The following is a 25,214-nucleotide window of genomic DNA, read 5'->3' as shown; positions in this document are numbered from 1 at the left end:
ACGTGCGAAAGAGAGTTCCTGGGCGTGCCTGCCACATCGTTTTCGTTAGACCTTCTGCTGCGTCTTTCGGCTCTCGCCGCCCTCGTGGTGGCGGTGTCTTTCCTGGTGGGCCGTTACGCCCCCGACCGCAGGAAGCGGCTGCGACGGGTGGCCGTGCCCTTCGCCGTTTACACGTTCAGCGTCATGGCCCAGGTGGCGCTCGCCACGCTCGCCCTTCGGACGAGCTCCATCAAGGCCGAGTGGGTCGACTTCGCGGGCGATCTGGCATGGCTCTTCGTGCGGCTGCTCTTCATCAATGCGGGCGCACTCCTGCTCTTCGAGTTGGCCTTGCCGCGCCTTCGGCTGCGCATTCCCAACATCGTGCACGAAGTGGCGCTCGGCTGTGCCTACGTGGTGACGCTGTTCGTGTTCTTGCGCAGAAACGGACTGGACTTCTCGAGCCTGGTCGCCACGTCGGCCGTGGTCACCGCGATCTTGGCGTTCTCGATGCAGGCCACCTTGGGCAACGTCCTGGGCGGCGTGGCCCTGCAACTCGACGACTCGATCGCCGTGGGTGATTGGATCCGGATCGAGCCGGGCATCGAAGGCCAGGTCAAACAGATCCGCTGGCGCCACGTGGTCATCGAGACCCGCAATTGGGACACGGTGATCGTGCCGAACTCGAACCTGCTCTCGCACAACATCGTGATTCTGGGCAAACGCGACGGGCAGCCAGTGCAACACCGCACGTGGGTGCATTTCAACGTCGACTTTCGCTATAGCCCCGCCACAGTGATTGCCACGGTGGAGGGCTCGCTGCGCGCAGCACCCATCCCGGGCGTGGCGGCGGAGCCCCCGCCCAACTGCATTTGCCACGACCTCGCGAACGACGGGCGCGACAGCTTCGTCCACTACGCCGTTCGCTACTGGCTGACGGATCTCGCCTTCGACGACCCCACGAGCTCGGAGGTGCGCGTACGCATCTTCGCCGCGCTCAAACGCGCGGGCATCCCACTGGCCGTTCCGGCGGCCACGGTGTTCGTCGCGCAAGACGACGAAGCGCATGCCGAACGCAAGGCGCAGCGTGAACAGCAGCGCCGCGTGGACACGCTCACCCGCGTAGATCTGTTCGCGAACGTGACGGACGAAGAGCGGGAGCAGCTGGCCGCGCGCCTGCGCTATTCGGTGTTCGCACGCGGCGAGGTGATTACCCGTCAGGGCGCCGAAGCCCACTGGCTCTACATTCTGTTTTCGGGCGAGGTGGAGATCCGGGCCGCACGCAACGGCAAGGAGTCCGTGGTGGGCATGCTGCATGCGCCAGCGTTCTTCGGGGAACACGGGCTGATGACCGGGTCTCCCCGCACGGCCACCGTGACGGCCCTGACCGAGGTGGAATGTTATCGGCTCGACAAGGAGGCCGTAAACCAGCTGGTGCATGCGCGCCCGGAGGTGGCCACGGAGCTGGCAACCATCCTGGCACACAGGCAGCAAGGACTCGACCAGGCGCTCACGGACCTGGACGGCCGTGTGCAAGACCCACTCACCGCGGAGCAAAGCCGGCAGATCCTTCGCAAGATGCAGAAGTTCTTCGGGCTCGGTGACGAAGCCTGAAGGGCCTCACGGCTGCTAGCCTGCCCGTCGTGTCCTCCTGGATCACCAGCTCGCTCGGCGATGCCGCGCACGTGGGCGGAAAAGCCGCCTCGCTGGGGCGGCTTCTCCGCCTCGGGCGTCCGGTCCCTCCCGCTTTCGTCGTCAAAGACGCTCTGTTCCGGCACCTCCTCGGCCAGGCCTCCGAGGAAGACGACCTCGCTCTTTTGGCGGCACGGCTCGGGGCCGCGGCCTGGCCCCGCTCGTTTCCTGAAACGCTCGAGGCGGCGCTCGCTGCCCTGGGCGGCACCCGCTTTGCCGTGCGTTCGTCCTTTGCGCTCGAAGACGATCCCCAGGCCCTCGCCGCAGGGGTCTTCACGTCCTGCGTGGACGTGAGCGCCGCCGAGGTCCCCGCCGCGGTGCGGACGGTGCTCGCTTCGGCTGTGTCGCCCGCGGCCCGCGCGTATGCACGAAGCCGCGGCCGCAAGGCGCTGACGGCCCCTGTGGCCGTGCTGGTGCACCCCTTCCGGCCTGCACACGCCTCGGGACACGTCGCATGTGGCTCCGGGCCAGCGGCGCACACCTGGGTCCAGCACGGGCAGCTCGACGACGAGACCAAGGCAACGCTCGCGCGCGAGGCGCTGGCGATCGCCGCAACCCTGGGGCCCTCGGAGCTCGAATGGCTGCTGGACGCTGGGGGGATCACGTGGCTGCAATGGCGCCCCTTCGTGCCGCCGCGCCGGGAGCCCTGGGTGCCGACGGAAGGCGAAACGGCGCCCCACGCCCTGCAACCCCTCGACCCCGTGAGCGCGGGCTGGGTCTGGGACGCAAGCCACAATCCCGAGCCCCTGTCGGCGGCCCAGGCTGGCCTGGTGGCGCTGGCCGACACGCAAGCGCACCCGGGCTACGACCAGCGCGTGATCGGCGGCTACCTGTTTTATCGACGCTCGGCTCCCTCTGCAGCCCCCCCGCTGTCCGTTGCCGATGCGGAGGCGCTCGTCGATGCGTTGTGCGGGCACCTCGACGAAGCCTGGCTCCGATGGCAGGGCGCCCCGCCTCTCGAGGCGGCTCTCACCACGTGGCTCGCAGGGTACGAACCCCTGCTTGGCCAAGTGGGACGCGTGGTGCGCGAGGGCCGCCAGGCGCTCGAGCGCTTTGTCGCCGCGCACCTGCCCGCGCATCAAGCCGAGCTTCCCCGGCTCTTGGGCGGGGTGCCCTCGAAGGCCACACGCAGGGTCGCGCTGTGGCGCGCGCTGCGCGGGGCCGGGAACGAAGAGGCAGAGGCCCGCGCCCTGTCCTGCCTTCTCGGGGAGTTCGGCGACGAGCCCGCGGCGTGGGACGTGGCGGCGCCTACCTTGCGCGAGACCCTGGCGCGCCCTCGTCTGCCCCGCCCGGAGGCGCCCGCGCCGCCGCAGGAGGCTTCTTCACGCGACGTCACGCTCGAGGCCCTCGCGCAGACGCTCCCGGCCCCTGACGTGGCCCTGCTGCGCGCGCACGTGGACCACGCCCGCCGCTGCGTGGCGCTCGGCGAAGCCGACGACTGGCTCTACGCACGACTGCAAGCGCCGATTCGCCAGGCTCTGCTGGCCCTCGGCGCCTCGCTGCATACCGAAGGCAAGCTGGACGATCCCGCCTTGATCTTCGAGCTGCCCCTGCCCGTCGCGCGGGCGCTGGCCGCGGGCTCTCCCGCGCCCGCCGAGCTGAATGCTCAGGCGCGGGCGGGAAAGGCCCTGCGAGAGGCCCAACGCTGCAATCCTCCGCACCTGCCACGGGAGGGCCTGCCCGGGGCGCTGCGGGGATTCGGCACGGGGGGACGTGCCAGCGGCACCGTCCATCTGCATCGGGCCGGGGGGAACACGCCGCCATCCGACGCCATTTTGGTGGCCACGAGCATACTGCCCACGGAGTTACCTCTCCTGAACGTGGCCGCGCTGGTGGTCGAGACCGGCGGGCCCCTCGATCACGTCGCGGCCCAGGCGCGCGAGCGGGGTTTGCCGGCGGTGGTCGGGGCCGAAGGCGCCTGCACACGCCTTCGCCAAGGCGAGCAAGTCTGGGTGGACGCCGACGCCGGCGTAGTGAAGTCACTCGAGGAGGTCACCCCCGTGCCGGACCCGCCCAGATGAGCGGGCACCGACCCGGGCGGGCCCGAGCGCTCACTCCGCGCGCATGCCAAGGCGCTCGCGCGCACGCTCGGGGCTGACGACCAGCGAGCGGAACATCAGCTCGAGGTCGCTCCGAAAACGCTCCATGTTGAGGCCCGTGAAGGCCCCGAAGACACGCACGTTGACATCCGACAGCGTATTCGTCCCCGCCAGGCAGGTGCGCGAAACGAGAGGAATGGTGTTGCGGGCCACGACGAACTTCATCTCGTAAGGCGTCGACGGCAGATCCTGGTTGGCCTCGAGCGCCCACCAGTTCCGACCCGTTTTGCTATCGCCCGTGGCCAGGCACTCGAGATAGGCATCGGCGAGCCAGGGCTCGAAGCCGTTGCCGGCGAAGGGCACGGCGTCTGCCTGCGAGAGGGCAATCACGACGAAGTTACCCCGGTCCGGATCGCCGGCGCGCAGACCCAGCACCTTTTCATCACCCACGGCGCGCGCGGGGCCGTACGTCTCGGTGAGGAACTTGGGAAGCCGAAGCTCCATCGCACCCGAAGGCAACGAAAACGAAACGGACTGGCCTTTGAGTGCAAGGTCTGCGGGGCGGCGACGCCAAGCATTCAAGAGGTAGATCACCCCAACGGCCATGAAGGCCACGACAGCGAGGGCCACGACCGACCTTGGACCTCGTTGCTTCGAAGCGGCTGCCACGCCGCCAGTATCGCACCCGGATGCGGATCTCCCAAAGTCCAACGATATCCCTTGGCTTCGACGGCGCGCGGGTTCCCACGTCGCGCGAGACACGCGTTGACATGAGGTGCGAAAGTCGGTGCTTGCCTTGACGGGCCCGGGCGGAGGCAGCCAGAATCGTTCGGCACCATGACCACCGTCGAAACCTTCGTTGCCGAGCTCGAGGGCAAAAATCAGTCCTCCTTCGATCGCCTGCTGGCAGCGCACCGCGAGCTGGTGCAGAGCGAATCGCTCTCGCTCTCGGACCTCATGCGACTCGAGGTCAAGACGTGCCTCGAAGCGCTGGAGGCCGCTGCGCTTTGGCTCACCGACACCGAGGAGCTTCCGTTCAAGGTGGCGCTCGCGGCCTACTGTGGGGCCTCGGCCCAGCGCTACGGCCTGCTGCAGTCCCGCCTTGCTGACCTGAACGCCGCGAGCCCCGAGGCGGCGGCGCTCGCCGACTTCGATCCCCTTTGCCTCGGGTACTCGAAGCTGTTCGCGTTTTTGCGCTCGCTACAAACCGTGGAAGAGCGTGCGGCGGCGGGTGCGCTGACCAACGGGGCGTTCGCGCTCGCGCGCTTCGAGGCGCTGGCCGCGCGCGCAGAGGCACTCGGCGATCCGGAGACGGCCGCGCTGTTTCAGGGCGCTCTGCCGGCCACCGAGCAGGAGCACGTGCACGAGGGACGGCTTGCCCTGCTCGGCACCGCGCGCACCGAAGAGAGCCAAGCCCGCGCCCGGCGGGCGTCGTTCCGAACCATCGAGTTGCTCGCCGAGGTCCAAGAGCCGGGCTTCGTGAGAAAGTTCCTCAGCCGCTCGCACAAAAAAGCCTGACCGGGCCGCCACGCACGCCCACCCGAGCTCCGTTCGCAAAAGGGGGAGGCGTCAGGCCAGCGAGGGGACCACGTCCACCACCACCACGGTGATGTTGTCGCGGCCACCACGCTCGTTCGCCAGGGCCACGAGCCGCTGCGCCACCTGGTCCCGATCGCCGGCCAGAAGCCCGTCGAGCTCTCCGTCTTCGACGTAGCCGTGCAGGCCGTCCGAGCAGAGCATGAAGCGATCGCCCGCTTCGATTTCCACGTCGATGCAGTCCACCTCGACGTAGTCCTGATGGCCCACGGCGCGGGTGATCACGTTTTTGCCGGGGGCGTTGGCCGCCTCCTCCGGGGTGATGAGGCCGAGTTTGAGCCTGAAGTTGATGAGGGTGTGATCCTCCGTGAGCTGGGCGGCCCGGCCCCCGCGGAACAAATACACCCGGCTGTCGCCTACCTGGGCGATGTACGCCACGCGCTTGGTGACCAGCAACGAAGACAACGTGGTCGACATCCCCCGCTGGCGCGGATCGAGCTGCCCCATGCCGAAGACCATGTAGCAGGCCGACTGCACGGCATTTTCCAGCAACCGCCGGACCATCAAGCCGTTTTGTTCGGTGGGCGCTTCGTTGAACTCTTCGATGGTGCTGCGCCAACGGCGCACCCAGGAGTGCACCAGCTCGACGGACTCGGCGCTGGCGACCTCTCCCTTGGCGTTGCCTCCCACGCCATCGGCCACGACGAACAGGTGAAGGGCATCGTCACACAGGAAACTGTCTTCGTTGTTCTTTCGACGCCTTCCCACATCGGAGAGGCCCGTAGATATCGCGTGCATCGCCTCTTCGACGATACTACCGGTCGGACACCTCGTACAGTTCGGCGCGGCGAATTGCCGAAGCCAACGACCAGCGCAGCGATGCGGAAACCCAATTGCGCAACAGCTCCGCCGGACGTACATGGCGGCGCAAGTGGGATAGGAGCCCCGCTGCACGGAGCACTTTCAGAGCCTGTTGATTCGGCACGAAAAATCGCCGTGTTATAGTTGGGTCTGCATGGCACAAGAGGGAAAGGAGGACACTCTTCCCTCGAAGTTCGGGCGCTACACGCTCGTCGAGAAGCTCGCCACGGGTGGTATGGCGGAGGTCTTCAAGGCGAAGATGGTTTCCGCGCACGGCTTCGAAAAGCAGCTCGTCATCAAACGCATCCTGCCGCACCTCGCTGCGGACCGGAACTTCGTGTCCATGTTCATCGACGAGGCGAAGCTCACGGCGCAGCTGGTTCACCCCAAGATCGTCCAGGTCAGCGATTTCGGTGAGGTGGGGGGGCAGTACTTCATCGCCCTCGAGTACGTAGAAGGCTTCGACGCGCTCGCGCTGCTGCGAACCTCGGCACAAAAACAGGTGCGCATTCCCGTCGCGCTCAGCATTTTCGTGGTGATGGAGGTGCTGGATGCCCTCGACTACGCACACAACGCGGTCGACGTGACGGGCAAGCCGATGCGCCTCGTTCACCGGGACATCTCGCCCTCGAACATCTTCATTTCTCGCCGGGGTGACGTGAAACTAGGTGACTTCGGGATCGCGCACGCGCAAGAGCGGGAAAGCAAAACTCAGGCGGGCACCCTCAAAGGAAAGTACGGCTACATGTCCCCCGAGCAGGTCGTGGGGGCCGCGCTCGACGGCCGCAGCGACCTGTTTGCGATCGGCATCGTGTTGGCCGAGATGCTGATGGGGCGACGTTTATTCACGGCACCGACGGATCTCGACGTGCTGTTGATGGTGCGGGATGGGCGCCTCGAGCGCCTCGACAAGTACTGCAAGGACGTGCCCGGCGACCTCGACGTCATCGTGCGCAAGGCTCTGCGCAAGCGCGTGGGAGATCGCTACCAAAGCGCCAGTGAGTTCCGCGATGCGCTCGCAGACTTTCTGTTCCGCAATGGCCTGCGCGTGAACTCGCGCGACCTCGGAAGCACCGCCAACGACTACTTCGATCCCTCCCCCGAGGGCCTGGCGCGTCTCAAGACCAAGGTCGCCGGGTGGCATGCGAAAGAGCCCGCCCCCGGTGAGCGAAAGCGGATCGCCTCGCAGGCGCCCACCGCGGTGGGGGGGCGCAACGTCAACGTGGACGGTGACGCGCCCACGGAGGAGACCCCGCCCCCGCGGCACGAGCTCACGTCGACGAAGCCTCAGGGGCCCGCCGTGCCGGCGGTGTCCCGATCGTCCGAGGAGCTCGACGTGGTCATCGACGACGACGTCGCGGCTGCGGGCATGGCCGATGCGCTCGGAAGGGTGCTGGAAAAGCCTCTGGCGATCGTCGAGCTCGACCGTTACGAAGAGCCCCAGACCCCGGTGCCCACCATCCCGGCCCCCCAGCGGCCGAGCGACACGGGCCCCCTGCCCTATGCCGCCCCCCCGGGCAGCTACGGCGTCACGCCGACCGGCCCCATGAGCCCCGCGTCCTCGGGCGCCCTGGCCGTGGCTTCACCCTACGGCTCACCCTTCGGGGTCCCCCTGGCCGTCCCAGGAAGCGGGCCGTTGCCCACGCATCCTCTCTCGAACGTGGGGCCTCCCCCCACCACCGATTTGAGCCTGCCCCTCGGCACCGACGTGCGGCCGCCCGACAAAGCGGGCGACCTTTCCATCATCTCGCCGATGCGCCTGTTCGCTGATCTCGCCGCCAACGGAGAAACGGGGCTCCTGCGTTTCGAGCTATCCCCTCACGTCAAGGAGGTGTACCTGGTGCGGGGGGCCCCGGAGTCGATCAACTCCAGCCTGAAGAGCGAGCGCTTTGGCGAGTATCTGGTCTCGCGGGGGTTCCTGACCCTTCAGAACTTGGAGGCTGCCCTGGCGAACGTGCCGCGGTTTTCCGGCAAGCTGGGCGACGCGCTGGTGGGGCTCGGCCTGATGCGGCCTCTCGACGTGTTCCGTTTGCTGTCCCAGCAAGTCCGTGAACGCGTGATGGAGATCTTCTCCTGGGTCCAGGGCTACTTCAGCTTCTACCGCGGCGTGCGCAACCCTCAAGAGGCTTTCCCACTGGGTCTCGACACCTTCGAGATCTTGGGCGCCGGTTTGCTCACGTTGCCTTATGAGTTCCTCGAACGGAAGTTCACACCCTTTCTCGAGTACCGGCCCCGCGCCAACCCCTACGGACGCATCCAGCCCGAGGCGTTTCGGCTGGGGCCCACGCCACGCGAGGTGCTCAACTTTCTCGACGGCTCCCGCACCCTGCGGGAGTGGATGAGTCATTTCACGCAAACCGAAGAGCTGCTCACCTTCTTGCGCACGCTCTATTTGCTGATCGAAACGGACCTGGCTCAGTTCGAGTGAGCTCAGCGCGGTTGCCGCAAGGTGCCCACCACGCGCAACCCATCCGGCTCGAGCGTAGCTTCGTGCTCGCGCACGCTCGTGCCGAACAACACACGTACGTGCAGGCCACCCTCTCGCGCCTCCGCCCAGACCTGGGTGACTCCGGCCTCGTTCACCGTGAACTTGCCCGGATTGCCGCGAAGCTTGGCCTCCGGAAAGAGCCCCGCCACGCCATCGGGCTTCGTCACGCTGTAAAGACGATGGTTGGCGAGCCGCCCCCCGAGCGGGATGAACACCGTGGTGCGATGCGATTCGGCTGCCAGGGTGAACGGCCACGAGGGATCGGCGATGGGGGCCCACAGATCATCGGGCGGAGCCGCTGGCTCTGGGGGCCTCATCGGTCTGGGCGCGGCTTTGGGAGCCACCGTCTTCGCCACCACCGGCGCCGGCAAGGGCTCGATGCGAATGCCCGTGTGCGCGGAAGCCGGGGGCGGTGGTAAGGCGGCGGCCGGAGGGGGGGTGGGCGACGGTGGATCGTCGGTCCCTACGGTGAGGAACGCCAGCGCCGCAGCGGCCACGGCGGCACCGGCGATGATCTTCCAGGGCAACGCTCCTGCCGGGGAGGGGGTAGACGCGACAGCCTGAAAGTGCGACGCACTCGCCCCCCAACCGGGCTCGCTCAGCCCCTCAGCCTGCACGGCGGGCGCGATCGAAGAGGGCAGGCCGGAAGCTCCGGCCGATGCCACGGCGTAACGGGCTCGGGGCGGTGGGGAAGCCGGGGTAGCCCAGCCGAAGGCCGGGGCGCCCGCATCGGTGACGACCGCGGCCCCGGGCGTGAGCTCGACCTCTGTCGGCGGCTCATCCGGGCCCCCCGGCGTGAGGGGCGCACCGAAGGTGGCCTCGGGCTCGGAGCCGATATCGATGAGGATGTCCGATACCGCCGTGACCTCGTCGTTCGTGGCGGCCACGGGGGTGATGTCGGGATCGGTGACGCCCTCGGGCTGCACGCTCGCCGTGAGCAGGGGCACGGCGGCCAGGGGAAGCGTCAGCGCCTGCGGCTCGGTGTCCCGGGGCACCAGCACGGGGGGCGTGGGCGCCTCGGCTTCAGCCCGGGTCGGCCCGGGCGTGGCGAGCTCGACCAGCAGCCGGGGCACACCGTCGTGGTCCGGATCTCCCAACGACACGGCTTCGAGACGGCCCCGCGTGGGCGCGGCCTGGCCGGGCCCGGCGGGCGGGAACCGCACCTGCACTTCGGAGCCCACACGCAAAAAGGGCAGCTTCGTGGTCACGATGAGGCTGCCCTCGCTCAGGCGCGCCCGCGCCCTGATGGGGTTTTGCAAGCCCTCGAAAGCCACCTCGACGCTCCCCAGATTCGTGATTTCGGGAGACGCATTTTCCTGTGGGGGGGAAGGCCCACCTGCTCCGAGCGCGTGCTGAAGTACCTCGCTGTCCTTGCGGCTGAGATCGACGAACTCGATCCCCGCGCAGCGGCGGTCAGCGTCCTTTTCCGGAGCGATCCAGGCCACCTTGCCTTTGATCACCCGTCGATCGTCGCCCAGCACCACGCGACAGAACACGGACGAGCCCAGGCGCAACACCTTGTCCGAGGCCACGAACATGCCCCGCACACTCAGGTTGCGGATCTCGGCCTCTACGCTTTCTTCTTCACCCAGGCCACGCAATCGCACGAGGCCCGAGAAGGCCACACGCGGCTCGCGGCGTTGTTCGTTGCGAGTCGTCATTTTGGGATCCGTTGCGCGAGCGGAGTTTCGCTCCGTTCGAGGGTTCTATGCCGAGCGCGCGACGAGGTAAAAAAACCAAACGACGCACAGGGCCGCGCGGGGGCGTCGGGCGGGGCTGTCAGCCCCACGACCACGAGAGCAGCGCTACGGCCGCGCCGGCGAGGCTCATCGCGCCCAGCGCCGCGCCCACCAAGATCCGAAAGCGGCCTCGTCCCGCCGCCCCCGCGATGCCCCCTTTGACGAGCGTGTTCGTGATCGCGGCCACCGCCACGGCCAGCGCCAGCAGGGCCCGACGGCCTTCGTCTTGCCCGGCCTGTCGGGCCAGCGTGATCGAGATCGCGTCCACGTCGACGATCGCCGACACGACGGCAGCCAGCAGCGTTCCCGCGTTTCCCAGCAGGGCCTCGAGGCCGCTCACGGCAAACCCCACGGCGGCGTAGACCAGCCCGAAGGTCAGGGCGGTCTTCACGCTGGAGGGATTCGCCAGGTGCGGAGCGGCTTCGGACGCGCCAGGATCGCGACGCGCCCGCAGGAGCCACACCGTGCATACGGCCCCCACGAGCGCCATGACCGCCAGGGCCGGCCACAAACGCGGGGCCAGAGCGGGAGCAAAGGCCGTGGCCAGCACCCCCACGCGCACGCACATGATGGTGGACGCCATGACCGCGCCTGCCGCCGGGGCCCGGGCGAGCTCGGGAGAGCGGCGGGAACGCTCCGCCATGGCCAGGGTCACTGCCGTGCTCGACACCATGGCGCCCACGAACGCCGCCACCAGCAGGCCTTTGTGGAGCCCCCACAGGCGCATGGCCACGAAGCCCGCAAACGACACGGCCGACACCAGGACCACGATCAGCCACACCTCGAAGGGGTTGAGGCCCCCCCAAGGTCCGTAGCTCCTGTTGGGCACGAGCGGCAGCACGATCGCGGAAATCACGGCTAATTCCAGGGTGGCCGTGATCTCCTCTTCGCTCATCGAACGGGAAACGCGCTCGAGCCGTAGCTTCGCCACCAGGAGCACCGCCACCACGACCCCGACGGCTCCTGCCAGAAGCAGCGCCCCCTGCCCCGCGAACACGCCCAAGACGAACGTGACGAGCGCGGCCATCTCCGTGGTAGCACCCAGCGCCGTCGCCGAGGTGCGCACGTAGGCCACAGCCACGATCGCGATCACGCCCCCGAACGCCAACCCCAGGGGCCAAAGGCCCAGGCGGGGCTCGAGCAGGCTAGACAGCGCGCCCAGCAGGGCCAGCAAAGGGAAGGTTCGCACGCCGCCCATCGAGCTTTTCTGCTTGCGGGCCTCGGACCGTTCCCGATCGAGCCCGATGAGCAGCCCCACGAGCAGGGCCACCATGAGGCGCGGGGCGGTGGTGGCCAACGACAGTGAGTCCGGTTCGGGCACGAGGGGAGTATGCGAGAGAATGAAACCCGATGACAAAGTGGTTGCCTGCGAGGGGCCCTATACTCCCCCCCGCGGCCGCGGCAAACGCGCGTCCCCTTCGGTGGGGGGCCTTTCGGCGCGATAGTCGAAATCGACGGTGGTGACGTCGTCACCCGTTTCGATACGGAGGCGCAAGGACGAAGCGCCGAGGTCCGGAGGGATGAAGACATGCCCCGCTTCGTACGCGCCGGGCGCGATGACTGTTTCGTCGAGAGCGGCCCCCACGGCGAAGAGCAAAGGCAAGGGCAAGATCCAGGCATCCGCCGCCCCAAAGCTGCTCGAAGGGCCCAAGGCAGCGTCGACCGTGAGCCGGGCCGCATGTCCCACGATGCGGGCCGGCCATCGGCTCCCACGGCGCGAGGAGGTCGAGGACCGCCTCGCGCCAGAGTCCGACGCCGCAGAGGCGACGACGGCAAAGAGCAGCACGAAAGTCAGGGCCATGACGAACGCTACGACCGTGGCGTCGGCCTCGTCGGCCGCCTGCCGTCGTCTCTCCCGTTCGAGCAGACGCGCAAGAACGGTTGACTTGTCGGGGACCGGGGTCCACCCCCCGCAGCGGACGGGAAGCGGTGCCGCGCCGTCATGGTCACGCGGGGGCGAAGGTGGCGTTCTCGCGGCGCGGTCAGGGCGGCAAAAGGCGTATTGCACGCGGGAGGGCTGAAAGACTACGGGGTCTGCGCCGTCGTTTTGCACGGCGATCCACAGGTTGAGCAGGTCGTCGAGCGCCCCATGGGGCGACAGGGCGAAGCGGGTCGTGCCCACCGACCAGCGAACCACCGCTTCCCCCGCGGCTGTCGATTCGACGTCGGCCCCCGCAGGCGCCCGTAACGCCAGCCGGACATGCCGCGCGGGGGGTGTCAAAGAACAACCCGCAAAACAAACCAGCGTGACGCCTGCCGTCGTCACCAACCACTCGCTCCGTCGGAACGCCGCTCCCATGTGCTCGCCTTCGATGCACCGTCGACGAACGCAGCGACCTGGGCATTCAAGGGTCAGTCAGCTTCACCGCGAGCGTGGTGCCCCCGGCCCTCGAGATCCCGGTCCGGCCGTGACTTTGGCCACGCTCTTGCGTTGCAGGATGCCACGATAGGCCAAACGGAACGGTAAAGGGTGGACCCTGCAGGGCAGGACCGCTCCCCCGCCTTCAACCTTGCGCCGCGCCCCCTTTTGGCCTTTGGCAAGATCGGCGTGACGCCTGACGGTCGTGCTTGCCTTGTGCCCCTTGGGCGAGAGAGAACAGGTTCCTAAGCCTCGCCTATGCCTTCTTCTCCTGCCATCGCCTTCGAGCTCAGCTGTCGTTACATCGACACGCTGATGAACGTCGCCACGGAGGAGTGCGACCGTGGGGAGTTCATGCAGTTCCTGGGAGAGTGGCAGATCGACCTCGAGTACCTGCGCAACCAGTCGAACTGGGTCTCTCAGCGGTTCTGCGAGGCCTTGACCAAGTGGGTGGTGGAGCGCGTCGGGCTGGCGCACGTGGCGGAGCGAACCACCGAGGCCGCTCTTTCGGAAAAGTCGCTCGGCTTTCTCGTGCCCCTGCTGCGGGCCTTCGGCTCTCCGCGGACCACGTACCAGTACACGCCGCGGGTGGCGGCGCTTCTCAGCAAGGTGAGCCGCATCAAGGTGCTCGAAATTCGGCGGGGCTTCGGCGTCCTCGAGTTCCGCCAGTCCGACGAACGGGTGCGGGAGGCCTCTCCTTACCTCTGCCATCTGCGCCGCGCCTACCTGGCTTCCATCCCCACGCTGTGGCGCCTTCCGCCCGCCATCATCAACGAGACGGAGTGCCAGCAGCGGGGTGGGACGCGATGCTGCTACCATCTGCACTGGGTCGAGAAGCTCTCGTGGTGGCCGTACCCAACCGGTGCGGCCGCCGGGGCGCTGGGGGCGATGCTCATGTCCGCCCCGCTTTCAGGCCGGTTTTTGGGGGCAGGCGCCGGGGCCGCGGCGGTGGCAGGGTGGCAGGCCCTGGGCACCTGGCGCCAGGCGCGCGACATTCGGAAGCGGTATCTGGCCGAGCTCGACGAAGTGGCCAAGGCAGCCGAAACGCGCTTTCTCGAACATACGAGTGAAGAGCTGCAAGTGTCCCAACCCACCACCAAGCCCCAGGGACGCCCGGTGGGTGCCGGGGTGGCACGGCTCGAGACGGCGGCGCCCAGACTTGCGCTCGTGGGCGAAGCCCGGGCCCACACCGAAGCCGAGGAGCGGAACTTCGAGGCCAGGCCAGGCGATCTTCCCAGCCCTGGCACGGTGCTGGCGGAGCGCTACGAAGTCGAGGGCCTGCTGGCGCGCGGAGGCATGGCCTACGTCTTTCGGGCGCTCGACAAGCAGACCGCGCAGCCCGTGGCTCTGAAACTCCTGCGCCCGGAGCTGGCGCTCGAACGGCAGTGGATCGCGCGGCTCGGCCGCGAGTTTCGCCTGGCACGTCAGATCCTGCATCCCAATGTCTGCCAGGTCCTCGACTTCCGCCACACCGAGGGAGGCACGTTCCTGACGATGCAGCTCGCGGGCGGGGGCACGCTGCGGGGCCAGATGCAGATCGACACCCAACGCCCCGATGAAGATCGGATCGCCGATGCGCGCGCCGTCATCGCGGGTCTTGCCGCAATCCACACCGCGGGCATCGTTCACCGCGACGTGACCCCCCGGAACATCCTGCGCATGACCGATGGTCGGCTGGCGGTGGCCGATTTCGGATTGGCCATGGACCCCGACGAGACCATGACCTTCATCGGCGGCACGCCAGGCTACATGGCGCCCGAGGTGGTGATGGGCCAAAAGCCCACCTTTCAGTCCGACGTGTGGCAGCTCGGCCTGGTGGTGCACGAGATCCTCTACGGAGAGCGGCCTCGTTGGGAGCGCAGTGAAGGGCACGCGGGCCGCTACGTGGTGTTCGCGCACTCGGACAATCCGGCCATCCAGGAAATGACCGACGTCTGCGCGGCGTGCCTGCAGGACGATCCCATCGCCCGCCCCCCGAGCGCGAACGCCGTTTGGCAGCAGATCGTCATGGCCCAACAAGCGCGCATACCGGGCTGGTTCTCGCGCGCCTACGGAAATCTCTCGTCGATGCTGCCCACCGGCGGGCGCCGCACGCCCACTCACCTCCGTGCCCAACCCAACCGTGCGGAGCCCCCGGATGCAGCGCCTCCCACCCTTCCCAGCCCCTAGTTTCCTTGCACCACCTCGGACGGCACCTCTCCCTCCGCCCAACGGGTGGCCGCCCCCACCACGCCCCGAATGCTGAACTTGTCGGCGCCGATGTGTCCCATGCCCCACTCGATCGCGTCTTCCAGCTGCTGGAACAGCGCCACGGGTTGGGAATGGCCATCAGGCGTCACGGCGAAATAAGTTTTCATGGCGTTAGGCTCTGCCCTTTCGGTCGATTGACAGGTCACACGTTCGAGACGTTCCCACGACGCCGACCCGCCCCCCTGTCGTCTCCCGCAGGGCCGAGCAGGTCTCCGACCGCCCGGCGGGCGACTGCTCTTCAAGCCGCGGGCCAACCCGCAAGGAGCCCGCTTCCTCATTTATGATTGAGGAAATTCCGGTGTTTGCGGTATCGAATGTAACCTTTGACACTAGGCACCTGTCATCAAGGGGTCACATGAGTCAGATATGATTCAGCTCGCTCCGGACCGTGAGCCTCCGCCTGATGTCTGCGCAGACCCCGTCACCCTCGGACGAACCTACCTTCCACACGGAGGCTGAATCGTCACAGCCTCTCAAGGGCCGTTACGCGTTGCTCATCGACGCGGGGGACGCGGCGCGAGGGGGCGCACCAGGGGAGCGGCGCTGGATCGAGTTGCCCCGGAGCGGCCTGGAGGTCGGCCGGCGCCCGTCCGCGGAAGGGGGGGCGGCCACGTGGACGCTGGCTCACCGACGCGCCTCGGGCCGCCACGCACGCATCAGCTGGCAGCCCGAGGGCTGGTTCATCACCGACCTTGGCAGCACCAACGGCACCCTCGTCAACGGCCGCCCGATCCGCGGCCCCACAAGGCTCTCCGACGGTATGTTTTTCCTGTTCGGAGGTCAGGCCGCCGTGTTCCGCCTGGTCGACGCAACGGATCACGACGCGCTTTGCGAGGAACAGGCGGCCCCCCTGGGACCCGTGGCCACGGCCTCCCCCCGGATGGCGCGCATGCTGGCCCGCCTCCGCCGCCTGGCGCCGAGCCACGAGGAGATCCTGCTCGTGGGCGAAACGGGGGTGGGCAAGGAGGTCTACGCCCGTGCCGTGCACGCCGCCAGCGGGCGGAGCGGCCCTTTCGTTCCCATCAACTGCGCGGCGGTGCCGGGCGAGCTTCTGGAGAGCGAGCTGTTTGGTTACGTGCGGGGCGCCCATAGCCAGGCCGGTCAATCCAAGCGGGGGCTCATCGAGGAGGCCCAAAACGGCACCTTGCTGCTCGACGAGATCGGCGACATGCCCTCGGCGGCGCAAGCCAAACTGTTGCGCCTCATCCAAACGCGGCAGTTCACCCCCCTTGGGGCCACGAGCCCTCGACGCCTCGACACGCGCTTCGTGGCGGCGACGAGCCAAACCGTCTTCGATGCGATCCTCGAGGAATCCGGCCCCGCTCTGCGCGGCGACCTGCTGGGACGCCTCGGCGCGGAGCCGATTCGCTTGCTCCCTCTGCGCGAACGCCCGGAGGATCTCGGGCCCATCGTGTCCCATCTGCTCGCCGGGCTTGGGGCCCAAGGCATGGAGATTGAACCCGCGGCGTTCCTGGCGCTTTCGCTGTACGCGTGGCCACGCAACGTCAGAGAACTCGAGAAGGTCGTGCGCGAAGCACGGCTTTACGCGGCCGAGGTGGGACGCATCGGCCTGCCGCACTTGCCGCAAACTCTGTCTGCGCAGGTTCGCTCCCACCCGTCGCCCACGCCCCCGGCGTCACACGCGGAGCCCACCCCCGAAAGCCTCGAGAGCGTCCGCCGCTCTCCCCGGCCCTTGCCCAGCAAGGAGGCCCTCGAGGGCTTACTACGGGAGCACAAGGGCAGCGTGGCCCGCATCGCCAAGGTGCTCGATCGTCAATGGGCCGTCATTCACCGCGCGCTTGGGCGCTACGGGCTCGATCCGAACCAGTACAAAGACTGACCAGAAGGGCACGGGCCAAGACCGCGGCGCTGGGGTCACGAAGCGCGAACGGCCAAAAGAGGGGTCGTCTTCCGCACACGCGCCCGCGCGAACTGCCGATTGAGGCTGTGGGATAGCCGCTCGAAGGCCAAGGCCACGGCCACGTAGGGGTCGGTGCTGAGTTCGTCCACGGTGAATGATCCACAACGGGGCCCGTGGACCGTTACGCGACACGCTTTGTCGAGCCCACCCTTGGGTCCATTGACGTCTGCGATCCGCACCCTCACGCAGTTCAGCTCACGCTCGAAGCGCCCGAGGCAGGCTTCCGCTTGTCGGAACGTATGCTCGCGGAGCCACGCAGAGACATCGAGACCACGAAACCTAACATCTACGCGCATAGGCCCTCCTCTGTGGTTGGTGAACGTCGACAATCCCACGCCCGTTTTAGGTGTAGGCACCGAAGCCGGCGGCGACCAAGACGTAGTTTGGAAGGCAGCGTTCGAGAAAACCGATTGTCGAAGCCGCGCACACGAGGTGCCGCGGCCCCGCACCGACGCGAGGGCGGCTAACCGCCGCCCCAGCGTGCCAACACCCGCTCCAGCATGTCGCGGGAGATGGGCTTGGCGACGTGGTCGTTCATGCCGGCGGCCAGGCAACGCTGACGGTCTTCGTGAAAGGCATTGGCGGTGAGCGCCACGATGGGCGCGTCCTGGCTGAGGCCTCCATCGCTGCGCAACATCGTGGCGGCCTCGAAGCCGTCGAGCTCGGGCATCTGGCAATCCATGAGGATGAGATCGTAGCGATGCCGCTGCGCGAGGGTGATGGCCTGGCGCCCGTCGGCGGCAAGCGTGACATCGCAGTTCAGCTTGTTGAGCAGCCGTTCCGTGACCACCTGGTTCACCCGGTTGTCCTCGGCCACGAGCACGCGCAGGCGACGGGTGCGTAGCCGAACCGGGGGCGGCGTGTGGTGAGCGCTGGGCACGTGATCGATGATCTCCACCGGCATGCGCAGCCGAAAGGTAGAGCCCTGCGCGAGGGCGCTCGAGAGCGTCAGCGTGCCCCCCATGAGCTCGAGCAGCCTGCGGCTGATCGCCAGGCCCAGGCCCGAGCCCCCGAACCGGCGGGCCGTGCCCTCGTCGGCCTGGGTGAAGGGCTCGAAGAGGTGGGTCGCTTGTTCGTCGCTGATGCCGATGCCGGTATCGACGACCGCGACATCGAGCCAGGTCTGGGTGCCCTCCGCATCGAAGGAGACCTGGAGCGACACGGAGCCCTGTGCGGTGAACTTCACGGCGTTGCCCACGAGGTTCAGCAGCACCTGGCGCAGCCGGCCCCCGTCACAGCGAACGAAGCGCGGGCCTTCGCGAGGCCACTGAAAGCCGAGCAGGAGCTTCTTTTCGTCGGCCTTCGGACGAAAGAGCTCGACGGCGTCTTCGAGCAGCGGCCGCAGCGCGAGCGGCTGGGGATCGAGCAGCATGCGGCCCGCTTCGATCTTCGAGAGATCGAGGATGTCGTTCAAGAGCTGCAAGAGCGCATCCCCGGAGCGGGCAATCGTGCTCAAGGACTCGCGGTGGTCGGGCTCGAGATCGCCCGACAACAGCAACGACGTCATCCCGATGATGCCGTTGAGCGGCGTGCGAATCTCGTGGCTCATGGTGGCGAGAAAACGCGACTTCGCGAGATTGGCGTCCTTGGCCTGTTCGGCCAGCGCCTGCAGCTGCACCACCGCCTCGGCAAGCTGGGCGTTGGCCCGTTCGACCTCGGCTTTGGCGGCGGCGGCCGCCAGTTCGGCCTGCTTGCGCGCGTGGATGTCTTGCACCGTCCCGGTCATCGAGACGGGGCTGCCCGCATCGTCCTTCCGAACAGGGCCCCGCCCGAGCAACCAGCGATGAGTGCCGTCGGGTAGACACGCGCGGTACTCGAACTCGTAGGGGGTGCCCAGGGTAAGAGCCTGAGTCACGTGGTCACGGAACATGTCCACGTCTTCGGGGTGGACCTGCTCGCCGAGATGCACTTCGAGCGGCGGCGCCTGGGCGGCGGGGGCGAGTCCGAAGAGACGGAACACCTGGGGAGACCAGGAGACCACTCCGGTGCGGATGTCGAAGTCCCAGTGCCCGAGCCCCGCGAGCTCCTCGGCAGCGCGGTAGCGGGCCTCCGTGGCGCGCAGGGCCTCCTCGATCTGCTTGCGGTGGGTGACGTCTTGATGGGTTCCCACGAAGCGCAGAGGGCGCCCTTGCTCGTCGCGCTGAATGACCCCACCGCGGTCCGAAATCCAGATCCACCGGCCGTCTTTGTGACGCATGCGGTGTTCGTTGTCGTAGCGGGGGGTCGTTCCCTCGAGGTGGGCCCGGACGTCGGACATCGCGCCGGGAAGGTCTTCGGGGTGCACACGGCGCTCCCACTCGGACAGCTCGTCGGCGATCTCGTGCGGCTCGTAGCCGAGCATGCGCTTCCATCCGTCCGAGAACACCACGCGCCCACTTTGCACGAACCAATCCCACACGCCCTCGCCGCTCCCCTCCACCGACGCCTGGTAGCGCGTGAGGAGGAGGTCGTGCGCCTCGCTGAGTTCAGCCGTTTGGTTTCCTCTCTGCGTCACAGTGTCCTGGGGTCCAGAAGGAAAACGGCAGGCCCCACGAGAAGCTTGAGGCGTGCGCAGCAGCCCTTCTGCCCCGCGGGGGCAGCGCGTAGACTGAGGGGATGTCTTACGCGCAACTCGAAGCTACGTTCCGCCGCATCGGGCACCTCGACCACGCCGTGGCCATGCTCGAGTGGGACGAGGCCGTGATGATGCCCGCCGCCGCCGGCCCCGACCGTGCCGACGCGGTGGCCACCCTCTACGGCATTCGCCACCAACATTACACGCAGCCCGAGCTTAGTGATTGGTTCGCCGCGGCCGAGGAGGAAGCCCGGGCCGGGTCCCTCAGCGCCAGCCAGACCGCGAATCTGCGAGAGATGCACCGCAGTTGGCGCCGCATCGCTGCGCTTCCACAAGACTTGGTCGAAGCGTCGAAAAAAGCCGAGTCGGCCAGCGAGCAGGCCTGGCGCTCCCTGCGCGCCCAAAATGACTGGGCCTCGTTTCGCCCCAAGCTCGAGGCGGTGGTGGCGCTCAAAAAAGAGGTGGCCGCGGTGCTGGGCCAGGCGCTGTCCCTGTCGCCTTACGACGCGCTCATCGATGGCTTCGAGCCCGGTATGCGCTGTGCGCGCATCGACGGGCTTTTTGCCGACCTCGGCACGTTTTTGCCGGCGTTCACCGAGGCCGTGCTGGCCAAGCAAAGCCGGGAGCCAGTCATTCGTCCCGAAGGCCCTTTCCCGGTGGACGCGCAGCGCGCGCTCGGCACCCGTCTCATGGAGGCGGTGGGGTTCGACCTCGCGCACGGGCGGCTCGACACCAGCCATCACCCCTTCTGCGGGGGCGTGCCCACCGACGTACGCATCACCACACGCTACGACGAGACGGACTTCACTACGTCCATGATGGGCGTGCTCCACGAAGCAGGCCACGCCAAGTATGAACAAGGCCTGCCCCATGCGTGGTCGGCACAGCCCGCAGGCGCCGCACGCGGTATGGCCATGCACGAGAGCCAAAGTCTCTTGCAGGAGATGCAGATCTCGCGCGGGCTGCCCTTTCTCCGCTTCGCCACGCCACTCATGCGCGCGTGCTTGGGGCCCGCCGTCGCGCGCCAGCCCGAAGCCTACACGCCCGAGAACATGCATCGGCTCGCCACCCGCGTGCGGCGTGGGTACATTCGGGTGGACGCCGACGAGGTTACCTATCCCTGCCACGTGATCCTGCGCTACGAGATCGAGCGGCAGCTCTTCGAAGGCCAGCTGGCCGTGGCCGACATCCCCGGCATGTGGAACGAGCGCATGATGGCGCTGCTCGGCCTTTCGACCTTGGGCCAAGACAAAAACGGGTGCATGCAGGACGTGCACTGGCCCGCGGGTTTGTTTGGTTACTTCCCCTCGTACACGTTGGGGGCGCTCACCGCCGCACAGCTTTTCGCTGCGGCCCGCGCCGCGCTGCCGTCATTGGACGACGATCTCAGCCTCGGCAACTTCGTCCCTCTCAACGCCTGGCTCCGCGAGCAGGTGTGGTCGAAGGCGTCACTGTTCACGGGCGACGAGATCCTGCAGGCCGCCACCGGCCAGTCGCTTTCGGCGGAGCCCTTCAAGGCACATCTCAGGCGGCGCTACCTCGACAGTTGAAGCGCGATCCGCGCGCCGGGAACGACCGGCGCGCGCGGCCCCTAAAGGGCGTCGTCGCCGGTCTCGCCCGTGCGAATGCGAATGGCCTCGTCGACGGGCAGCACGAAGATCTTGCCGTCGCCGATGTTCTCGGTACGGGCGCGAATGACGATCGCGGCCACCGTTTGCTCCACGCGGTCGTCTGGCACGACGCACTGAAGGCGCACTTTCGGCAGAAGGTCGATGGCGTAAGCCGAGCCCCGGTAGACCTCGGTTCTGCCCCCCGTGCGCCCAAAGCCCTTCACTTCTGAGATCGTCATACCGTTGACGCCGATCATCTGTAGCCGCTCCACGACGTCGTCGAGACGCGAAGGTTGAATGATGGCTTCGACCCGCTTCACGAAACGAAGGCTAGCATGGGTCATGTATCCGGGTTGTTGCGAAACGGTCCGGCGTGCCGTCGTACACCCAGGTGAATCTCCGCCTGGCCCGTGTGGTCCCTTTCGAGGCCCCCCGCATTTCGAATGACGAACGTTCCGGTCGTGTGGCCCCCAACGGATTCGTAGGGGGGAGAAAAGCCCATGCCTCACACCGAAACTCGCAAGGACGCCGGGGATCATCGCTGCATGACGGCCGGTGCTACACAACGCCGCGCCGGCTCGACGAAGGCCAGCGACCTCGCGGCCCGGGACGGCCGCCCGGGGCCGTGGGCGCCCCTGCGGGCCGGGGAGCGGGTCACACGCGTGTCGGAGACGCGCCGGCGAAGCGCGGGCCCTGCGGACGACGCCCCCCCGCGGGCAGCGTCCGCGGTCCCCACACTTCAGCTCTCCTTCCGGGAAACGTTTGGCCGCTACGAACTGGTGGAACGGCTGGGGGTGGGCGGCATGGCGGAGATTTGGAAGGCCAACGCCGAGGGTGCCCGCGGCTTTTCCCGGACCTTCGTGGTCAAACGCATCCTGCCGGAGCACGCACATTCGCCCTACTTCCTGAGCCTCTTCGAGGACGAGGCCAGGCTGGTAGGCCAGCTCTATCACCCCAACATCGTTCAGGTTTACGAGTTCGGTGTGGTGGCGGGCTCGCCCTATCTGGCGATGGAGTACCTGGACGGGGTGGATCTTGGCCACGTGCTGTCCAGCCTCATGGCCCGGGACGAAGTCATGGCACCTTCCACCGCCGCGTTCATCGCGCTCGAGATCGCCAAAGCCCTGGGCTACGCCCACACCCGGCTCGACGCACACGGGCAGCCGCTTCAGGTGGTGCACAGGGACGTGAGCCCGGAGAACATCATGCTGGTGTCGGACGGGCAGGTGAAGCTGCTCGACTTTGGCATCGCTTTGTCGGCGAGGCGGTCGGCGCAGTCCATCACGCAAACCCGCACGTTCAAGGGCAAGATGGCCTATGGCTCGCCCGAGCAGGTCGCGGGCCGGGCCCTCGACGGGCGTTCCGACGTCTTCTCTTTGGGCATCGTGCTGTGGGAGATGCTGACCTCGCGGCGCCTGTTCGGGGCCGACAGTCACGCGAACATGGCCCTCCGCATTCTCGAGGCCGAAAGCCCGGCCCCAAGCACCATCTCGCTCGACGTTCCGCCCGCGCTCGATGCGGTGGTGCGGCGGGCCCTGGCGCGCGATCCCGCAGCACGATTCTCGAGTGCCCAGGCCATGGTGGTGGCCCTCGAGGACGTTCTGAGGGCCGATCCGGTGGACCCAGCGGATCTGCGCCACCTGGCCGAGCGCGCGCCACGCCCCGGGCCGCTGGCCGGGCAGACGACGGGGTTGAACGCACGACGGGTGCTGACGGCTCCCCGCTTCGAGACTCTAAACATCTCGAGACCGGACGAAACGACGGCCATCGTAGCGGGCCCCCGCCCGCGAAGGGCGTCGCGCACGCTGGTGTTTTTCCTGGCGTTCGGCGTTGCCTTGCTGGGAGGGCCTTCGGCCTTGACCTGGCTCGAGTCCCTCGATCTGCCACACACCATCGCCCGGATGATGAGCCGCACGCAGCCCCGCCCGGCGAGCCCGGCCGAGGCCCCCGGACAGGGAGCCTCGCATTCCGGCAAAATCAAAGCGAGCCGAGGGACCTCGCCCGTCATCACCCCCCTCGCCACCTCACCGCTGCACACGAGCGCCCTCGCGCCCACCGTCCCCGACGGGGCGCGCTAGGCCGCCTGCAGCTGCCACCACTTGGCGTGCTCGAGGGGCAGCTCGATGCGCAGGCGGGTGCCCTGGTTCCGGGTGGTTTGAATGGTCATGCTGCCCCCGTGATCTAGTACCGTCTCCCGCAACGCCCCCACGCCCTCGCCACGACCCGAGGTGTCCGACACTTGCGCCGCCGTGCTGGCGCCCTTGGCACAAACGAGATCGATAAGGGGCCACGCCTTTGCGGCCTCTCCGTGTAGATCCACCACCTTGGCGCGGAGCCGCTCGACATCGATGCCCCGCCCATCGTCTTCGACCGTGACCACCAGGGCTCCGGCTTCCGTTTTGCCCGACAGCTTCACCTGGCCCTGTCGGCGTTTGCCTGCGGCCTCCCTTTGCTCCGGCGTCTCGATGCCGTGATCGACCGCGTTGCGGATGGCGTGAACCATCGCCGCCCACACGCCCTCGAACTTCGTTCGATCCATTCTCAACTCGGGGCACTCCACGACCACGTCGACCTGTTTGCCCAGGCGCTCACCGATCCGCTTCGAGTGCCCACCCAGCTGCTCCAAGATGCGTCTCACCCGCGTCAACTTCCAGGACGCCGCCCGCGCGGCGGCGCGCGGATCTCGGGACTCCAGGGTGTCGAGCAGCCACGCGAACTCCGAGGGCGTGACCTGGACCATGTCCTGCGCCGGTCCCGCCAACGCCTCCACCCGGCTGCGGCTCTCGGCGAAGAGACGAGCGAGTTCATCGAACCTTGCCGGCGCCTGAGGCCGGCCCGACTCGATGATTTCGTCCTCCATGAGGTGACAGGCCTGGGCGATGCGCACGAACCCGATCATGCCCGCGTTCCCCTTGATCGTGTGCAGATCCGCTTTCTGCCGCTCGATGCCCCCGCTCTTCATCGAAGCGAGCCGACCCAGGGTGTCCGCCACGAACCCGCCGTAGAGATCCGGGTCGCGGAAGCACAAGCCCACCACGCTGAACACCTCCTTCGACTCGGCCTCCTGGGCCTCGGCCTCTCGTTGGGCGGTGACGTCGGAGAGCACGATGAGCACGCCCTCGAGCTTCTGCCCTTGCCTGACGGCACGGTAAGACAGGCCGTAGATGGTTCCTTCGATCTGAAGGTCCTTGGGCATCAGGTCAGCCGCACACTCGAAGGGGAACACCTCGGACGTCAGCTGATCGAACGCCACGCGAAACTTGTCGGCGAACGCGGGGCTCCGCGCCCCCAGAAACTCCCAGACGGTGGCGCCGTCGGGAACGGCTCCGAACCAGTCCAAGGTGCGCTTCGAGCACTCGCCCGATACGAAGCCATCCAGGCCAACGGGCACCAAGGCATCTCCCGTACTGTCGAGGACCAACTTCAGGCGGTTGGTGCGATCGGTGATCGTTTCTGACATCTTGTTGAATGAGCTTGCCAGCTCGGCCAGCTCGTCTCGTCCTTCCGCCTGCACGACCACGCGTTCGCCGCGCGCGAGCGTTCTGACGCCGGCGACCAGACGGTTGATGGGCGAGGCGATGCGGACGTGCACGAAGATCATCACGCAGATCGCGAGTGCAAGCCCCAGCCCCGCGACGATCCAGAACAGGCGCACAGGTTCGCGCACCCCCTTCCTGACGCCCACGAGCCCCGACTCCACGGAGTGCGCCGTGGCCAGCTTGAGCTTCGCGAGGGTGCCGAGGGCATCGCCCAGGGCTTCTTCCGTCTGCAAGTAATCGATCTCGTCCAGGCTGCGGCCTCGTGCGGCGCCGAGCCAGGTCTCGACCTCACCCATTCTGCGCGTGACTTCCGTCAGGGCTGCGCTTGCCTCCGCACCCGTCCCCCGGGCCAGGGCCGAGCGCAGATGAAGGCGGACGTCATCCAGAACGGCGAACACCCGGGTCTGCACGTTCACGTCGGCCGCCTCGCCCCAGCCCTTGGCGAGCAACCGCACGAGGCCGTCGAGGTTGTCTTCGGTGTGGCCAAGACGAATGAGCAGCTCCGTTTGTGCCGAGACGTCTTCGACGGTAGCGGCGATCTTCGAGAACTGCTGGGTGCCCAGAACGCTCACACAAAGCAGAAACACTGCCAGCAGCCCCGTGGCTGCAATCAACCGAAATCGAATGCTGTGAATCCACTTCATGATCTG

18 protein-coding genes are annotated in these 25,214 nt (G+C 67.7%); 8 read left to right on the top strand and 10 right to left on the bottom strand.

Annotated features, from left to right (window positions below; all coding sequences use genetic code 11):
- Positions 1–24 precede the first annotated feature (24 nt).
- Positions 25–1,590, top strand: a complete 1,566-nt coding sequence (locus tag KA712_14765) for a mechanosensitive ion channel family protein (GenBank protein MCG5054224.1) — start codon at positions 25–27, stop codon at positions 1,588–1,590.
- A 29-nt stretch (positions 1,591–1,619) separates the two neighbouring features.
- Positions 1,620–3,689 carry a hypothetical protein gene (locus KA712_14760; GenBank protein ID MCG5054223.1) on the top strand — a complete coding sequence of 690 codons (2,070 nt, stop codon included), beginning with the start codon at positions 1,620–1,622 and terminating at the stop codon, positions 3,687–3,689.
- Between the two features lie 30 nt (positions 3,690–3,719).
- On the opposite strand, the gene KA712_14755 is transcribed toward KA712_14760, so the two are convergent.
- The gene (locus KA712_14755) at positions 3,720–4,337 is read right to left on the bottom strand and encodes a hypothetical protein (GenBank protein MCG5054222.1); all 618 of its coding nucleotides are present in this window, start codon (positions 4,335–4,337) and stop codon (positions 3,720–3,722) included.
- Between the two features lie 207 nt (positions 4,338–4,544).
- Between KA712_14755 and KA712_14750 the strand changes: the two genes are divergently transcribed.
- Entirely contained in the window at positions 4,545–5,225 is a 681-nt protein-coding gene (locus tag KA712_14750) for a hypothetical protein (protein ID MCG5054221.1), read from the top strand.
- Positions 5,226–5,276: 51 nt separating this feature from the next.
- Here the strand turns inward: KA712_14750 and KA712_14745 are convergent, their stop codons facing one another.
- Positions 5,277–6,041 (bottom strand): protein phosphatase 2C domain-containing protein, encoded by a 765-nt coding sequence (locus tag KA712_14745; protein MCG5054220.1) that lies wholly within the window; start codon positions 6,039–6,041, stop codon positions 5,277–5,279.
- 217 nt (positions 6,042–6,258) lie between these two features.
- Here KA712_14745 and KA712_14740 point away from each other — a divergent pair, with 217 nt between their 5' ends.
- On the top strand, positions 6,259–8,532 hold the full coding sequence (locus tag KA712_14740; protein MCG5054219.1) for a protein kinase: 2,274 nt from the start codon (positions 6,259–6,261) through the stop codon (positions 8,530–8,532).
- Positions 8,533–8,534: 2 nt separating this feature from the next.
- Here the strand turns inward: KA712_14740 and KA712_14735 are convergent, their stop codons facing one another.
- The 3 genes from KA712_14735 to KA712_14725 all read right to left on the bottom strand — a co-directional run bounded on the left by KA712_14735 (position 8,535) and on the right by KA712_14725 (position 12,630).
- Positions 8,535–10,253 (bottom strand): PilZ domain-containing protein, encoded by a 1,719-nt coding sequence (locus KA712_14735; protein ID MCG5054218.1) that lies wholly within the window; start codon positions 10,251–10,253, stop codon positions 8,535–8,537.
- A gap of 118 nt (positions 10,254–10,371) precedes the next feature.
- Entirely contained in the window at positions 10,372–11,652 is a 1,281-nt protein-coding gene (locus tag KA712_14730) for an MgtC/SapB family protein (GenBank protein ID MCG5054217.1), read from the bottom strand.
- Between the two features lie 57 nt (positions 11,653–11,709).
- Positions 11,710–12,630: a hypothetical protein gene (locus KA712_14725; GenBank protein MCG5054216.1), complete on the bottom strand. Its 921-nt coding sequence runs from the start codon at positions 12,628–12,630 to the stop codon at positions 11,710–11,712.
- A gap of 318 nt (positions 12,631–12,948) precedes the next feature.
- On the opposite strand from KA712_14725, the gene KA712_14720 reads away from it, so the two are divergent.
- Positions 12,949–14,859, top strand: a complete 1,911-nt coding sequence (locus KA712_14720; GenBank protein MCG5054215.1) for a protein kinase — start codon at positions 12,949–12,951, stop codon at positions 14,857–14,859.
- Here KA712_14720 and KA712_14715 read toward each other — a convergent pair.
- A complete protein-coding gene (locus KA712_14715) occupies positions 14,856–15,047 on the bottom strand; it encodes a hypothetical protein (protein MCG5054214.1) in 192 nt (63 codons plus the stop codon). The two genes, KA712_14720 and KA712_14715, sit on opposite strands and share 4 nt — an antisense overlap.
- Positions 15,048–15,343: 296 nt before the next feature.
- Between KA712_14715 and KA712_14710 the strand changes: the two genes are divergently transcribed.
- Positions 15,344–16,780, top strand: a complete 1,437-nt coding sequence (locus KA712_14710) for a sigma 54-interacting transcriptional regulator (protein MCG5054213.1) — start codon at positions 15,344–15,346, stop codon at positions 16,778–16,780.
- Between the two features lie 35 nt (positions 16,781–16,815).
- On the opposite strand, the gene KA712_14705 is transcribed toward KA712_14710, so the two are convergent.
- Together KA712_14705 and KA712_14700 are read right to left on the bottom strand one after the other, a co-directional pair.
- On the bottom strand, positions 16,816–17,157 hold the full coding sequence (locus KA712_14705) for an HPF/RaiA family ribosome-associated protein (GenBank protein MCG5054212.1): 342 nt from the start codon (positions 17,155–17,157) through the stop codon (positions 16,816–16,818).
- A 167-nt stretch (positions 17,158–17,324) separates the two neighbouring features.
- Positions 17,325–19,355 carry a PAS domain-containing protein gene (locus KA712_14700; protein MCG5054211.1) on the bottom strand — a complete coding sequence of 677 codons (2,031 nt, stop codon included), beginning with the start codon at positions 19,353–19,355 and terminating at the stop codon, positions 17,325–17,327.
- Between the two features lie 101 nt (positions 19,356–19,456).
- On the opposite strand from KA712_14700, the gene KA712_14695 reads away from it, so the two are divergent.
- Positions 19,457–20,965 carry a carboxypeptidase M32 gene (locus KA712_14695; GenBank protein ID MCG5054210.1) on the top strand — a complete coding sequence of 503 codons (1,509 nt, stop codon included), beginning with the start codon at positions 19,457–19,459 and terminating at the stop codon, positions 20,963–20,965.
- A 41-nt stretch (positions 20,966–21,006) separates the two neighbouring features.
- On the opposite strand, the gene KA712_14690 is transcribed toward KA712_14695, so the two are convergent.
- Complete coding sequence (locus tag KA712_14690; protein MCG5054209.1) at positions 21,007–21,345, bottom strand: P-II family nitrogen regulator; 339 nt, start codon at positions 21,343–21,345, stop codon at positions 21,007–21,009.
- A gap of 180 nt (positions 21,346–21,525) precedes the next feature.
- Here KA712_14690 and KA712_14685 point away from each other — a divergent pair, with 180 nt between their 5' ends.
- Positions 21,526–23,103, top strand: a complete 1,578-nt coding sequence (locus tag KA712_14685) for a serine/threonine protein kinase (protein ID MCG5054208.1) — start codon at positions 21,526–21,528, stop codon at positions 23,101–23,103.
- On the opposite strand, the gene KA712_14680 is transcribed toward KA712_14685, so the two are convergent.
- On the bottom strand, positions 23,100–25,208 hold the full coding sequence (locus KA712_14680) for an Hpt domain-containing protein (protein MCG5054207.1): 2,109 nt from the start codon (positions 25,206–25,208) through the stop codon (positions 23,100–23,102). The genes KA712_14685 and KA712_14680 overlap by 4 nt on opposite strands.
- Positions 25,209–25,214: the final 6 nt, after the last annotated feature.

The organism is Myxococcales bacterium (assembly GCA_022184915.1).
Taxonomy (GTDB): domain Bacteria; phylum Myxococcota_A; class Polyangia; order Fen-1088; family Fen-1088; genus JAGTJU01.
This window is presented reverse-complemented; position numbering and strand designations above follow the sequence as displayed.

Excerpts from the sequence above, each read along its gene's own strand:
- KA712_14750 (MCG5054221.1), top strand. The coding sequence starts at position 4,545 with ATGACCACCGTCGAAACCTTCGTTGCCGAGCTCGAGGGCAAAAATCAG.
- KA712_14745 (MCG5054220.1), bottom strand. The coding sequence starts at position 6,041 with ATGCACGCGATATCTACGGGCCTCTCCGATGTGGGAAGGCGTCGAAAG.
- KA712_14740 (MCG5054219.1), top strand. The coding sequence starts at position 6,259 with ATGGCACAAGAGGGAAAGGAGGACACTCTTCCCTCGAAGTTCGGGCGC.
- KA712_14735 (MCG5054218.1), bottom strand. The coding sequence starts at position 10,253 with ATGACGACTCGCAACGAACAACGCCGCGAGCCGCGTGTGGCCTTCTCG.
- KA712_14725 (MCG5054216.1), bottom strand. The coding sequence starts at position 12,630 with ATGGGAGCGGCGTTCCGACGGAGCGAGTGGTTGGTGACGACGGCAGGC.
- KA712_14720 (MCG5054215.1), top strand. The coding sequence starts at position 12,949 with ATGCCTTCTTCTCCTGCCATCGCCTTCGAGCTCAGCTGTCGTTACATC.
- KA712_14715 (MCG5054214.1), bottom strand. The coding sequence starts at position 15,047 with ATGAAAACTTATTTCGCCGTGACGCCTGATGGCCATTCCCAACCCGTG.
- KA712_14710 (MCG5054213.1), top strand. The coding sequence starts at position 15,344 with ATGTCTGCGCAGACCCCGTCACCCTCGGACGAACCTACCTTCCACACG.
- KA712_14705 (MCG5054212.1), bottom strand. The coding sequence starts at position 17,157 with ATGCGCGTAGATGTTAGGTTTCGTGGTCTCGATGTCTCTGCGTGGCTC.
- KA712_14695 (MCG5054210.1), top strand. The coding sequence starts at position 19,457 with ATGTCTTACGCGCAACTCGAAGCTACGTTCCGCCGCATCGGGCACCTC.
- KA712_14685 (MCG5054208.1), top strand. The coding sequence starts at position 21,526 with ATGCCTCACACCGAAACTCGCAAGGACGCCGGGGATCATCGCTGCATG.
- KA712_14680 (MCG5054207.1), bottom strand. The coding sequence starts at position 25,208 with ATGAAGTGGATTCACAGCATTCGATTTCGGTTGATTGCAGCCACGGGG.